Source organism: Pseudomonas sp. FG6, assembly GCF_057809015.1.
Genome location: NZ_JBMDJD010000038.1, coordinates 1 through 13044 on the forward strand (window position 1 = coordinate 1; position 13044 = coordinate 13044).

The window sequence follows — 13044 nt, forward strand, 5'->3', positions numbered from 1 at the left end:
TCGACTGCGCCGGAAGTGGGGCGAATTATAGAGATCCAGAATCTGCCGTCAACCCTTAATTACACTTTTGTTGCAGAAAGGGCCTTTCGCCCCCATAAACGCGGGATCCGCCGCATAACCGGTGGAACCCGGAGGAGCAATAACACGCTGCCAATAACAGCGTAGATCGCCCACTCCTGCAGATCCGCCCGCACGATCCACAACATATGCAACAAACCGAGCCCAAGGATTAGATAAACCAAGCGATGCAACTTCTTCCAGCGTCCGCCCAACCGTCGCTGACTGTAACGATTAGAGGTAATAGCGAGCGCCAGCAAGCCCAGAAACCCTAGCGCACCGACAATAATGTAGGGCCGCTTGCTCAGCTCAACCCCCAACTGCGACCAGTCGAACCCCAATATGAATGCCGCATATCCACTCAGGTGCATCACCACATAAGCAAAGCACCACAAGCCCAGCTGGCGCCTGACCGCTATCCACCCTGCCCACCCCGTCATTTTCTGCAATGGCGTCATGCTCAAGGTGATCAACAAAAAGATCAGCGTCCCCAGCCCCAATCGATCCACCAGCACCTTGCCCGGGTCAGGTCCCAAGGTGTTTATGATCGCCTGGTAAAGCCAGATCAACGGCCAGACCGCCGCCGCGACGAAGACGCCGGCCCGCCATACTGCAAAGCGCATCAGTAGTCTTTCCTCAGATCCATCCCTGCGTATAAAGAAGCCACTTCATCCTGATAGCCGTTGAACATGAGCGTATCGCGAACATTGGGGCGCAACAGCCCGCTCGGCAGGCGCCGCTCATGGGCCTGGGTCCAACGCGGGTGATCGACTGTCGGATTGACGTTGGCATAGAAGCCGTACTCATTTGACGCAATGCTTTGCCAGGTGGTTTTGGGTTGCTCACTGACCAAGCTGATCCGCACGATGGATTTCACGCTTTTAAACCCATACTTCCAGGGCACCACCAAGCGCAACGGCGCACCGTTCTGGTTCGGCAGTTCCCGTCCGTACATCCCTACCGCCAGGATCGCCAGCGGGTTCATCGCCTCATCCAATCGCAAACCTTCCACATAAGGCCAGTCGATCAAGGCGAAGCTGGAGCGCTGGCCGGGCATGACCTTGGGATCTTGCAGCGTTTCGAAACGGATGAATTTTGCCTTGGAGGTCGGCTCGACCTGTTTAAGCAGCGCAGAAAGGGGAAAACCGATCCACGGGATGACCATCGACCACGCCTCGACACAGCGCAGCCGATAGATACGCTCCTCCAGCTGATAAGGCTTCATGAAGTCTTCCAGCCCATAGCGCCCCGGCTTGCCCACCTCCCCGTCCACCACCACGCTCCAGGGTTCGGTTTTCAAGGACCCGGCATTCGCCGCCGGATCGCCCTTGTCGGTTCCGAACTCATAGAAGTTGTTGTAATGAGTGGCGTCCTTGAACGGGGTGATGGCCTCGTCCTTGACCGTGACAGCACCCCATTGGGTAGACACGAGCTTCTCGGCAAACCAGGACGGCGCCTTGCCAGGGTCTACATCGGCATAACGGCCCCCTTCACCCGCATGAGCCCAGCGTGGCAAGCCACCCACGGCGATCCCCGCCACGGTGGCACCCAGTATTTGACGACGGGACAGATAGAAGGATTCCGGCGTGACGTCCGATTCACGGCAATCGGAAGACTTGGAGATCTTGATCAACATGGCAACTCCGCAGTATTGGAGGACAGATGCACCAATAGACTGCGGAGTATGGGGGAAATTACATTAAGGCAACGTTTAGCGTCGGCGAAGACGCAGCAGGTATTGCACCGGGCCGGAAGCGGCATAGGCGAGGAATACCAGCAGCAAGATACGCGGCGGATCACTGAACACCACGGCGAACACCAGCACCACCGCAAGAATCGCCACGAAAGGCACGCGCCCCTTCAAGTCCAGCTCCTTGAAGCTGTTGTACTTGATGTTGCTGACCATCAGCATTCCGGCCGCAGCTACCAGCAAGGCCACAAGGAACGACATCTTCGATCCCTGTATGCCGTAGTCGCTGAACGCCCAGACCACACCCGCCACCACACCCGCCGCAGCGGGACTGGCCAGACCGATAAAGTAACGCTTGTCAGCCTTGCCGACCTGGGTGTTGAAACGCGCCAGGCGCAATGCCGCACCCGCCACGTAGATAAAGGCAACCATCCAGCCGACCTTGCCCATGTCTCCCAGCGCCCAACCGAACGCCAGCAAGGCAGGTGCCACGCCAAAGGCGACCATGTCGGACAGCGAATCATATTCGGCACCGAACGCACTCTGGGTGTTGGTCATGCGCGCTACGCGCCCGTCCAGGCCGTCGAGCACCATGGCGACAAAGATCGCAATGGCGGCAAACGCGAAGTAGCGGCTTGCGCCCGCAGCATCGCCAGCGCTCAAGGCGGCCTGGGCACTCATGGAGTTGATGATGGAGTAAAAGCCGGCAAACAGGTTCGCCGTGGTGAACAGGTTCGGCAGCAGATAGATACCACGATGCCGGACCTTACGGCCTTCAGCATCGTGACCTTCTTCGACGTGTTCGTCGATGGGCAGCAGGCTTTCGGCGTCAGGAGCCTGGTTCGGCTCGTCGGGACGTTCGCTCATGGACAGTACCTTGCAACGGTGTGAAAAAATTCGACAGATGTCTGGGACGACGGTTCGACCGCAAACGATGCAGCTTTATACCAGAACCCACCGTCCAAACGAAAAAACGCGGCCTAGGCCGCGTTTTTCGCACAATTTCGCGACTTAGTTCTTGGCTTTGTCGACGATCTTGTTGGCGCTGATCCACGGCATCATCGAGCGCAGTTGCTCACCGATGATCTCGATACCGTGAGCGGCGTTGTTACGACGCTTGGCGGTCATCGAAGGATAGCCGGTGGCGCCTTCGCTGATGAACATCTTGGCGTATTCGCCGTCCTGAATACGTTTCAGGGCGTTGCGCATGGCCTGACGGGACTCGGCGTTGATCACTTCCGGACCGGTCACGTACTCGCCGTATTCAGCGTTGTTGGAGATCGAGTAGTTCATGTTGGCGATACCGCCTTCGTACATGAGGTCAACGATCAGCTTCAGTTCGTGCAGGCACTCGAAGTAGGCCATTTCTGGCGCGTAGCCAGCTTCAACCAGGGTTTCGAAACCAGCTTTGACCAGCTCGACGGTACCGCCGCAGAGAACGGCTTGCTCACCGAACAGGTCGGTTTCGGTCTCGTCCTTGAACGTGGTTTCGATGATACCGGTACGACCGCCGCCAACGCCGGCAGCGTAGGACAGGGCTACGTTCTTGGCGTTGCCCGATGCGTCCTGGTAGATCGCGATCAGATCAGGGATACCGCCGCCTTTCACGAACTCGGAACGCACGGTGTGGCCCGGGGCCTTCGGCGCGATCATGATCACGTCGAGGTCGGCACGCGGCACAACCTGGTTGTAATGGATCGAGAAGCCGTGGGAGAAGGCCAGGGTGGCGCCTTTCTTGATGTTCGGCTCGATTTCGTTCTTGTACAGGGCGCCCTGGAATTCGTCCGGGGTCAGGATCATGACCAGGTCGGCAGCAGCAACGGCAGTCGCCACGTCAGCCACTTTCAAGCCATGGGCCTCGGCCTTGGCAACGGTGGCCGAGCCGGTACGCAGGCCAACGGTGACGTCGACGCCGGAGTCTTTCAGGTTGCACGCCTGGGCGTGACCTTGGGAACCGTAACCGATGATGGCGACTTTCTTGCCCTGGATGATCGACAGGTCACAGTCTTTATCGTAGAAAACTTTCATGAATTTCCCCTATATCCGGCCGTTCAGGCCATTCGCTAATTTGGTTTAGATGCTCAGTACTTTGTCGCCACGGGCAATGCCGGTGACACCACTGCGTACGGTTTCCAGAATCGAGGCAGTGCCGATCGATTGGATGAAGCTGTCGAGCTTGTCGCTGGTACCGGTCAACTGAACGGTATAGACGCTGGCGCTGACATCAACGATCTGCCCACGATAAATATCGGTAGTGCGTTTGATCTCGGCGCGCTGGGCGCCGGTGGCCTTGACCTTGACCAGCATCAGTTCGCGCTCGATGTGAGCGCTTTCCGACAGGTCCACCAGCTTGACCACTTCGATCAGCTTGTTCAGGTTCTTGGTGATCTGCTCGATGATCTCATCGTGCCCCACGGTGGTCAGCGTCAGACGCGACAGGGTCGGGTCTTCGGTCGGCGCCACCGTCAGGCTTTCGATGTTGTAGTTGCGCTGGGAGAACAGGCCAACTACACGAGACAGCGCACCCGGTTCGTTTTCCAGAAGCAAGGAAATAATATGTCGCATGATTAGGTACGCTCCGTCTTGCTCAGCCACATATCGCGCATGGAGCCGTCTTTGATCTGCATCGGGTAGACGTGCTCGCTGGTGTCCACCGCAATATCGATCACCACCAGGCGATCCTTCATGGCGAACGCTTCCTCCATCTTCGACTTCAAGTCCTTCGATTCGGTGATGCGCACGCCGACGTGACCATAGGCCTCCGCCAGCTTGACGAAATCAGGCAGCGATTCCATGTACGAGTGCGAGTGACGACTGCCATAGCTCATGTCCTGCCACTGGCGAACCATCCCCAGTACACCGTTGTTCAGGATCACGATCTTCACCGGCAAGCCGTATTGCAAGCAGGTGGACAGTTCCTGAATGTTCATCTGGATGCTGCCTTCGCCTGTGATGCAAGCGACGTCCGCTTCCGGAAAGCTCAACTTGATGCCCATGGCCGCCGGGAAACCGAAGCCCATGGTGCCCAGGCCACCGGAGTTGATCCAGCGGTTGGGCTTGTCGAACTTGTAGTACTGCGCCGCGAACATTTGGTGCTGGCCCACGTCGGAGGTCACAAAGGCATCGCCCTTGGTCACTTCGCACAGGGTTTCGACCACAGTCTGTGGCTTGATCACACTGCCGTCGCCCTTGTCGTAAGGGAACAGGCCGCGGTCACCGCGCCACTCATCGACCTGCTTCCACCAACTGGTCACGGACTCCTTGTTGGGAACCTCACCGATTTCCTTGAGGATCGCGACCATTTCGGTCAGCACACTCTCTACCGGCCCCACAATCGGCACGTCTGCCTTGATGGTCTTGGAGATCGAGGCTGGGTCGATATCGATGTGGATGATCTTGGCGTTCGGGCAGAACTTCGCTGCACCGTTGATGACACGGTCATCGAAACGCGCGCCAACGGCCAGGATCACATCGGCATGGTGCATCGCCAGGTTGGCGGTATAGCTGCCGTGCATGCCCAGCATGCCGATGAACTGACGATCGCTGCCTGGGAAGGCGCCCAATCCCATCAGGGTATTGGTGACCGGCAGGTTGAGCATTTTCGCCAGTTCGGTCAGCGGCGCCGAGCCACCACCAAGGATCACACCGCCCCCTGAATACAGCACGGGACGCTTGGCCGCCAAGAGCATTTCGGCTGCCTTGCGGATTTGCCCGGAATGGCCGCGTACGGCCGGGCTGTACGAGCGCAGCTTGGCTTTTTTCGGATAGACGTATTCGAACTTCTCGGCCGGGTTGGTCATGTCTTTCGGAACGTCGACCACGACCGGGCCCGGGCGACCGGATTCGGCCAGGTAGAATGCCTTCTTCATGACTTCCGGGATTTCCGAGGCGTGCTTGATCATGAAGCTGTGCTTCACGATCGGCCGGGAGATACCGATCATGTCGGTTTCCTGGAACGCATCGGTACCGACCATGGTGCTAGGTACCTGGCCGGAAATGATCACCATCGGGATGGAGTCCATGTAGGCCGTGGCGATACCGGTGATGGCGTTCGTGGCGCCAGGACCGGAAGTCACCAGGACCACGCCGGCCTTGCCGGTGGCACGGGCGTAGCCGTCAGCCATGTGGGTCGCCGCTTGCTCGTGACGAACCAGGATGTGGGTCACTTCCGGCTCTTTGAACAGGGCATCATAGACATGAAGAAGAGCACCACCGGGGTACCCGTAGATATATTTGACGCCTTCGTCACGCAAGAAGCGGACGAGCATCTCACCGCCAGATAAAAGCTCCACGTTGTTCACCTCTAAAACGCCAGAATACCGACCCACGAAAGGGGACGGGTCTTAATAGGTTTACTTCTCGGCAGAGCATGAGCGACGGTGGTCGCCGACTACGTCAGCACTGACTGAGCAAGTATTGGGATCGTCCCAAGTGTTGCGGGCTTTTCCCACCCAGCGCGAGGTAACGCGTTGCGGGTGTAACAGGTCGACGCGGGTGTGCGCCTCATGATCTGCCGAGTGGGCCTGCTTCTGGCAGTCCCTCTACAGCGGACTTTGGATTCTTCTGTTTCGCCTTCTGCAAGTCAAGTCGTCAATGTGCTTTATTCGAAGTAAGCGCATGAGAACGCAAGAAAAAACCTTTAATCGACAACTGTGTTAGCTTCAATTGCGCAATCCACGACAAGGAAACAGCATGCGAACCTTCTTCCTGACAGCCAGCCTGTTGGTTGGCCTGAGCCCGATCTGCATGGCCGGCCAGGTCTACAAATGGGTAGACGCCCAAGGCGTGACGCACTTCGATGCCCAGCCGCCCCAAGGCACGCAAGCCACCACCGTGATCAACCCGACATCATCGACCAGCAAACCAGCCGCAGCGCCGTCCGGTGGGGTCATCGGTGACCAGAAGACCATCGACCAACAGGTCAAGAAGCAGATAGCCGAGCAGGAAACTCAGCTCAAGGTTTTCTGCGAGCAGGCACGGACCAACCTGGCCCAATTGCAGAACAATCCAAGGGTGCGTGAAGACGTGGAGGGAGAAATGCGCCGCCTCACGGACGAAGAGCGACGCCAGCGGGTCGAGGAGACCCGCAAGCAGATCGAGGAGAATTGCCAGTGACGGCGCTCAGCCCACGTTGCTGATCAGTTGGTCGAACTGCGCCAGCAATCGCTGCAACCCGATGCCCTGCCCTGGCCGCTGGGCATAGACCATTTCCGCCATGGCCAGGATGCCCGAGGCATTGGGTAGCGGCAGATCGTTTTCCAGGATGGTCTTCATCCGGGGCAGGAAAATCCACTGCAGCCATTGCTCGAAGTCCAGGGTATCGACGGCGAACGGCTCGACACTGGCCAGCGCTTGGGCCGACGGCGCAACGCTGCTCCACCAGCCCTGGACACGCAGTTCCCGCTCGATCAGCAGCAACTGGTTGGCAATCTCTGGAAAGCGGGTATCCATCAGAGCGAAACCTTGGCTTTCTGGCGGGCCAATGCCGCCCCTGCGGAATCGCCTTGTTTCTCACGCGCCTGGGCGATCAATTCCCACAAGCTGGCCTGAAGTGCCGGACGACCGCTGGTGAAGGTCAGGCCACGACGAGCCAGTTGCTCGGCTTGTGGTGCGTCGCCCTGGGCCATGCGCACCTGGGCCAGGCGATAAAGAACCTGGGGTTCGCGCGGTGCTACGCGCTGGGCACGCTCCAGGCTGGAGGACGCACCGTTGAGATCGCCGCTGGCCTGTTGCTGTTGTGCCGTGGTCAGCAGGGCCAGCACCGGACCGTCCAATTGCTCATCGGCAGCCAAGCCACCCGAACCGGACGAAGGAATGCTGCTCGGCGTCGACGGCATGCTGTAGCTGCCCTGATTGATCGGCGAGGTCTCGACAGGGCCCGGCGTGATGGGACCTGGCGTGATCGGCGTCGTACTGATCGGCGCCGAGGTCGTTGCGCCACCGCCGGGCACCATCACCACGACACCGGTATCGCCCTGCGGAATCGCCTGGGTCTGAGCCTGGACCGGGCGCTTCACTGTCGTTTGACGGAAGCCACCGTTGGCCGAGATCCGCTCGCTGTTGGAAACAGCCGTGCCGGAATCGACAACCGGGATAGAACCGCGCTGTACGGTGGAGCAGCCACTGAGCAAAGCCACGGCCGTTACCGCTGGAATCAACCACTTGTTCACTTGAAACCCTCTTTGCTTAATTCATCCAGTCCTTGACCCAATCCATCACCGACTCGGCAGGATTCTGACCGCCGCAGGCGGCACCGGGTGGCGGCTCGCTGCCGCGAATATACGGCATCTGTACCGCACCCGGGCAATTGGCATCGGAGCCTTGTCCAGTGCGCGAATCGACCCAGGCCTGAACGATGTTATCCGGTTGCGGCATGTCCAGCGGCAACGGATCGGCCTTGCGCATGAAACTGGTCCAGACCTGTAACGCGCCGGTGGCGCCGGTGAACGGCGTCTTGCCGTTGTCATCGCGTCCAAGCCAGACCACCGCCAGCAAATCCTGGCTGAAACCGGCAAACCAGCTATCGCGCGAATCGTTACTGGTACCGGTCTTGCCCGCCAGGGTCAGGGTCCGGGGCAGCACGTTATAGACCGAACTGCCGGTGCCTTCGCGCATGACCCGCTGCATGGCGCTCTGGATCAGGTAGATGGAAGCCGGATCGAAACGCTGCTGGATCTGGAACGGATACCGTTTGAGCGGCTCGCCCTCAGCGGTGAGCACGCTGCGGATCCCGCGCATCGGCGTATTGAAACCACCGTTGGCCAAGGTCTGGTACATGGCGGCGACTTCGATTGGTGCAAGACCGCCAGCCCCCAGCAACATCGACGGGAACGCCGGAAGCTCGCGACTCACCCCCAGGCGCGCCACGGTCTTGAGCACGTTCGGCACACCGACTTCCAGCCCGAGGCGAGCCGTCGAAAGGTTGTAGGAATGCGCCAGCCCCTGGTACAGGAAAACCGTACCGTGGGAACGACGGTCGTAGTTCTGCGGCGTCCATACCTGGCCGTCCGCGCCCTTGACCGAGAACGTCTCGTCCGACAGCCAACTGGTCAGCGTGTACTGGCTCGGTTTTTCCAGGGCCGTCAGGTACACCGCCGGCTTGATCAACGAACCGATCGGCCGGACGGCATCCAGGGCCCGGTTGAAACCGGCAAAACTGGCCTGGCGGCTGCCGATCATGGCCTGGACTTCGCCGGTTTCCGGGTTCGTCACCACCATGGCGGCTTCGACTTCATCGGCGCCCTTGCGCGCACCCAGTCGCTTGAACGTGTCTTCCACCGACGCTTCGGCTTTCATCTGCAGGATCGGGTCGAAGCTGGTGAAGATCCGCAGGCCTTCTTCGGTCAAGTCTTCGTCGCGGTAGTCTTCACGCAGCTGGCGCTTGACCAGGTCCATGAAACCGGGGAACGAGCTGTCCGCCAGGCTGCCGCGCTTGGTCACGCCCAGCGGCATCTTCTTCGCGGCTTCAACTTGCTCGGCCGTGGCCACGCCTTGCTCTTGCAACAGGTCGAGCACCAGGTTGCGCCGCTCCAGGGCGCGCTCGGGATTACGCCGCGGGTTATAGGAAGACGGCCCCTTGACCATGCCCACCAGCAGCGCCACCTGATGCAACTTGAGCTCGGACAACGGCTGGCTGAAGAAGAACTGGCTGGCGAGGCCGAAACCGTGCACCGCGCGCTGGCCGTCCTGGCCGATGAACACTTCGTTGAGGTAGGCCTCCAGGATCTCGCGCTTGTCGTAATGCATTTCCAGCAGCAGCGCCATCATGGCTTCGGTGAGCTTGCGGGTCAGGCTGCGCTCGTTGGTCAGGTAGAAGTTCTTGACCAACTGCTGGGTCAGGGTGCTGCCGCCCTGGCGCATGTGGCCCGAGGACGTGTTGACCCAGACCGCCCGGGCGATCGACTTGGGCGAGACGCCGAAGTGATGATAGAAATCCCGGTCTTCGACGGCGATCAGCGTATCGAGCAGGAACGGCGGCACCTGGTCGATCTTGATCAGGATCCGGTCTTCGAGGTTCTTGGGGTACAGGCCGCCGATCAACAGCGGTTCGAGACGCACCACCGACAGGCTGGCGTTGTTGGCACCGGTCAGCGCCGCCACATAATCGCCGGAAAACCGCACCCGCACCGATTGCGGCTGTTCCATGCCCTCATAGAACTGGAAGCCACGGGTATTGAGGTCGACGGTGTTGCCATTGACCGAGGCCGCGCCGGGGCCGTTGGCCACGCTTTCACGGCGATAGCCCAAGGCATCGAGCTCGGTCAGGAAGTCCTCCCGGCTGAGTTTTTGGCCGACGAACAGCTCCAGCGGCCTGGCATAGACCTTGGCTGGAATGGTCCAGCGCTTGCCGGAGAACTTCTCCTGGACAATCGCGTCGAGGTAGACCGCAAAGCCGGCGAGCACAACAAGGCCCACCAGGCTGAGTTTAAGGGCCCAGCCCAGCCATGGCCGCAGGCGGCTGGCGGGTGGTTTCTTGGGGGTACGGGGGGATCGGGTACGAGTCATGGCGGCGGATTATACGCACTTTGCGGCGGTTCAACATGAGGCCATGCGGTTTGCGTTAGCGGCACTTGCCGCCATAATGAGGCCCTCGAATTTTCCCAGACTCTGAAGGATCGCCCGTGAGCCAATCCCTGATCGCTGCCCTGCAAAATCCTGCCCTCTACCCGCATCCCGTCGAAGGGTTCCAGGTCATCGAAACCCATATTTCCTGGGTGTTGCTCACCGGACCTTACGTCTACAAATTCAAGAAGCCGGTCAACTTCGGCTTCCTCGATTTCACCAGCCTCGAGGCGCGTCAACATTTTTGCGGCGAAGAGTTGCGCCTGAACCAGCGCCTGACCCAGGACCTGTACCTGGAAGTCCTGCCGATTACTGGCAGCACCGAAGCGCCCCAACTGGGTGGCGACGGCCCGGCGATCGAATACGCGCTGAAAATGCGCCAGTTCCCCCAGAGCCAACTGCTCAGCACGCTGCAAGCCAACGGCGAACTGACCACCGCGCACATTGATGAAATGGCCGGTCAAATCGCCCAGTTCCACCTTTCCACGCCCAAAGTGCCCGCCGAAAATGACGCCGGCACTCCGCAAAGCGTGATGGCGCCGGTGCTGCAAAACTTCGAACAGATCCGCCCCTTCCTCAATGACAAGGCCGACCTGTTGCAACTCGAAGCCCTGCAAGCCTGGGCCGAAAGCAGCTTCGAACGCCTCAAGCCGCTGCTCGCCCAACGCAAGGCCGACGGTTTCATTCGCGAATGCCATGGCGACATCCACCTGGGCAACGCCACCGTAATCGACGGCAAGGTGGTGATTTTCGACTGCATCGAATTCAACGAACCCTTCCGTTTCACCGACGTCTATGCCGATACCGCATTCCTGGCGATGGACCTGGAAGACCGTGGTCTCAAGTCGCTGGCGCGGCGTTTCGTCAGCCAGTACCTGGAACTGACCGGTGACTACCAGGGCCTGGAGCTGCTGAACTTCTACAAGGCTTACCGCGCCCTGGTCCGCGCCAAGGTCGCGCTGTTCAGCATGCCCGCCGAGGCCGACCCGGTGCAACGCGCCACCACCCTGCGCCAATACCGCAACTACGCCAACCTGGCCGAAAGCTACAGCACTATTCCTTCGCGCTTCCTGGCCATTACCCACGGTGTTTCGGCCGTAGGCAAAAGCCACGTCGCCATGCGCCTGGTAGAGGCACTGGGTGCCATTCGCCTGCGCTCGGACGTGGAGCGCAAGCGTCTGTTCGGCGAGCAGCAAGTACCCAACGATCCACAGGCCGGCATTTATAGCAACGACGCCAGCACCGCCACCTATGCGCGCCTGCATGAAATCGCCGACGGCATCCTGCGCGCGGGGTTCCCGGTGGTGGTCGATGCAACTTACCTCAAGCAGGAGCAGCGTGACGCGGCGGCGAAAATCGCCGAAGCCACGGGGGCGCCGTTTCTGATCCTGGATTGCAATGCACCGCAGGCGGTCATCGAAAGCTGGCTGGCGCAGCGCCAGGCCGACCAGAAAGACCCTTCGGATGCGACCCTGGCGGTCATCGCCGCACAACAAGCCAGCCGCGAGCCGCTCACTCCGGCGGAAATCCTTTGCAGCAAACGGGTCCAAACCAACGAAAGCGGTACGCTCGACGTCGTCGTCGCGCAGATTCGCCAACGCTTGCCAGGCCTGTAGCAACTATTTCGGTCGTGAAGCCATCCCCGGCTTCACGGCCGTCAGGTGGTGGCACTATACTGGCGTCATAAAACCAACAGGTGCTATGCAATGAGCCTTCCCAAGCTTCTCAATACCCCGCTTTATGCCTTGCTGCGCAAAGACGATATCGCGGGTTTCAACAGCGAACGCCCTCAAGGCCCGGTCGACATGCGCGGCGGTGATTTTCGCGGACTTGATCTGCGGGAACTGAACGCCGACGACGTCGACTTCACCGATGCCTACTTCCGCTCCGCCGACTTGCGTGGTGTCGACTTCCGCAAAGCATCACTGGAAGGTGCGAGCCTGGCGCATGCGCAGATTTCGGGCGCCTACTTCCCTCCCGAGCTGTCTGCGGACGAGATCCTGATGTCGATGAACTTCGGCACTCGCCTGCGCTACCGCACCCACTGATTTTTCGTGGACCGGGTCGCCAGACGCGCGAGCCGGCCACACGCCAGACTGACCTCCAGCGCCCCTGCTTGCGCTGGACGATGGCTTTCGCCGCCTTCTGCACGTCATCGTGCGTATTGCCTTAGAAGCTTTTGCGTCATATCCCTCCAAAGAATCACGCTTTTCCTACTGACCGCTACACTCCTCAGAAAACTTGCCCATTGCACCAGTCGGCCGTCGCAAGGAGGCTCGATGAATGATGAACTGCAACACCTGAAGAACCTGGGCAAGACATCAGCCCAGTGGTTGCATGCCGTGGGCATCCACAGCGCTTCGGACCTGCGCCGGCTTGGCGCGGTCGACGCCTATCGTGCGGTACGCACCCGCGGCTTTCGCGCCTCCAAGGTATTGCTGTATGCCATCGAAGGCGCCCTCATGGACGTGCATTGGAACGACATTCCTGCCGAACGCAAGGAAGCACTGAACAAGCAACTGGACGCCATTTCGACGCGCCACAAGGCCTGACGCCCCTGGCCGTTACGTCATACACCACGACCCCAGCCAATTTTCAGCGCATCGAAAAACAATGTTTGACATGGTAATGAGAATCGCTATGATTACCACATCCGGTCGCGAGACTGGTCGATATTTGAACTGGCCTTGGTTCGGACGCTCAAATATCTCCTCATCAGGCTAATCACGGTTATT

13 protein-coding genes are annotated in these 13044 nt (G+C 59.8%); 4 read left to right on the forward strand and 9 right to left on the reverse strand.

Translation table 11 applies throughout. The features are described from left to right. Nucleotides 1–59: 59 nt before the first annotated feature. From msrQ to ACODSJ_RS20885, 6 genes are all read right to left on the reverse strand, one after another. Nucleotides 60–680, reverse strand: coding sequence for a protein-methionine-sulfoxide reductase heme-binding subunit MsrQ (gene msrQ, locus ACODSJ_RS20860; protein ID WP_489103539.1), 621 nt, complete (start codon nt 678–680; stop codon nt 60–62). Next, nucleotides 680–1693 carry a protein-methionine-sulfoxide reductase catalytic subunit MsrP gene (gene msrP, locus ACODSJ_RS20865; protein WP_489103540.1) on the reverse strand — a complete coding sequence of 338 codons (1014 nt, stop codon included), beginning with the start codon at nt 1691–1693 and terminating at the stop codon, nt 680–682. Before msrP ends, msrQ begins: the two co-directional genes overlap by 1 nt. Before the next feature lie 75 nt (nt 1694–1768). Further along, the gene (gene pssA / locus ACODSJ_RS20870) at nt 1769–2614 is read right to left on the reverse strand and encodes a CDP-diacylglycerol--serine O-phosphatidyltransferase (RefSeq protein ID WP_260962668.1); all 846 of its coding nucleotides are present in this window, start codon (nt 2612–2614) and stop codon (nt 1769–1771) included. Nucleotides 2615–2758: 144 nt separating this feature from the next. Continuing rightward, the gene (ilvC, locus tag ACODSJ_RS20875) at nt 2759–3775 is read right to left on the reverse strand and encodes a ketol-acid reductoisomerase (RefSeq protein WP_489103541.1); all 1017 of its coding nucleotides are present in this window, start codon (nt 3773–3775) and stop codon (nt 2759–2761) included. A 45-nt stretch (nt 3776–3820) separates the two neighbouring features. Next, nucleotides 3821–4312 carry an acetolactate synthase small subunit gene (gene ilvN, locus ACODSJ_RS20880; protein WP_003205610.1) on the reverse strand — a complete coding sequence of 164 codons (492 nt, stop codon included), beginning with the start codon at nt 4310–4312 and terminating at the stop codon, nt 3821–3823. A 2-nt stretch (nt 4313–4314) separates the two neighbouring features. Then, a complete protein-coding gene (locus tag ACODSJ_RS20885; protein WP_489103542.1) occupies nt 4315–6039 on the reverse strand; it encodes an acetolactate synthase 3 large subunit in 1725 nt (574 codons plus the stop codon). A 400-nt stretch (nt 6040–6439) separates the two neighbouring features. Between ACODSJ_RS20885 and ACODSJ_RS20890 the strand changes: the two genes are divergently transcribed. Beyond that, nucleotides 6440–6862, forward strand: a complete 423-nt coding sequence (locus tag ACODSJ_RS20890; RefSeq protein ID WP_489103543.1) for a DUF4124 domain-containing protein — start codon at nt 6440–6442, stop codon at nt 6860–6862. Nucleotides 6863–6868: 6 nt separating this feature from the next. Here the strand turns inward: ACODSJ_RS20890 and ACODSJ_RS20895 are convergent, their stop codons facing one another. Genes ACODSJ_RS20895 through mrcB form a run of 3 tightly spaced genes read right to left on the reverse strand, consistent with a single transcriptional unit; the run spans nt 6869 to nt 10252 of the window. After that, nucleotides 6869–7198 carry a YqcC family protein gene (locus tag ACODSJ_RS20895; RefSeq protein ID WP_489103544.1) on the reverse strand — a complete coding sequence of 110 codons (330 nt, stop codon included), beginning with the start codon at nt 7196–7198 and terminating at the stop codon, nt 6869–6871. Continuing rightward, nucleotides 7198–7917 carry a tetratricopeptide repeat protein gene (locus ACODSJ_RS20900; RefSeq protein ID WP_489103545.1) on the reverse strand — a complete coding sequence of 240 codons (720 nt, stop codon included), beginning with the start codon at nt 7915–7917 and terminating at the stop codon, nt 7198–7200. Before ACODSJ_RS20900 ends, ACODSJ_RS20895 begins: the two co-directional genes overlap by 1 nt. Nucleotides 7918–7933: 16 nt before the next feature. Beyond that, nucleotides 7934–10252: a penicillin-binding protein 1B gene (mrcB, locus tag ACODSJ_RS20905; RefSeq protein ID WP_489103546.1), complete on the reverse strand. Its 2319-nt coding sequence runs from the start codon at nt 10250–10252 to the stop codon at nt 7934–7936. A gap of 116 nt (nt 10253–10368) precedes the next feature. Between mrcB and ACODSJ_RS20910 the strand changes: the two genes are divergently transcribed. The 3 genes from ACODSJ_RS20910 (at nt 10369) to ACODSJ_RS20920 (ending at nt 12861) form a co-directional block, all read left to right on the forward strand. Continuing rightward, nucleotides 10369–11925: a bifunctional aminoglycoside phosphotransferase/ATP-binding protein gene (locus ACODSJ_RS20910; protein ID WP_489103547.1), complete on the forward strand. Its 1557-nt coding sequence runs from the start codon at nt 10369–10371 to the stop codon at nt 11923–11925. 90 nt (nt 11926–12015) lie between these two features. Continuing rightward, nucleotides 12016–12357 carry a pentapeptide repeat-containing protein gene (locus ACODSJ_RS20915; protein ID WP_489103548.1) on the forward strand — a complete coding sequence of 114 codons (342 nt, stop codon included), beginning with the start codon at nt 12016–12018 and terminating at the stop codon, nt 12355–12357. A gap of 231 nt (nt 12358–12588) precedes the next feature. Then, nucleotides 12589–12861, forward strand: a complete 273-nt coding sequence (locus tag ACODSJ_RS20920) for a TfoX/Sxy family protein (RefSeq protein ID WP_003205623.1) — start codon at nt 12589–12591, stop codon at nt 12859–12861. Nucleotides 12862–13044: the final 183 nt, after the last annotated feature.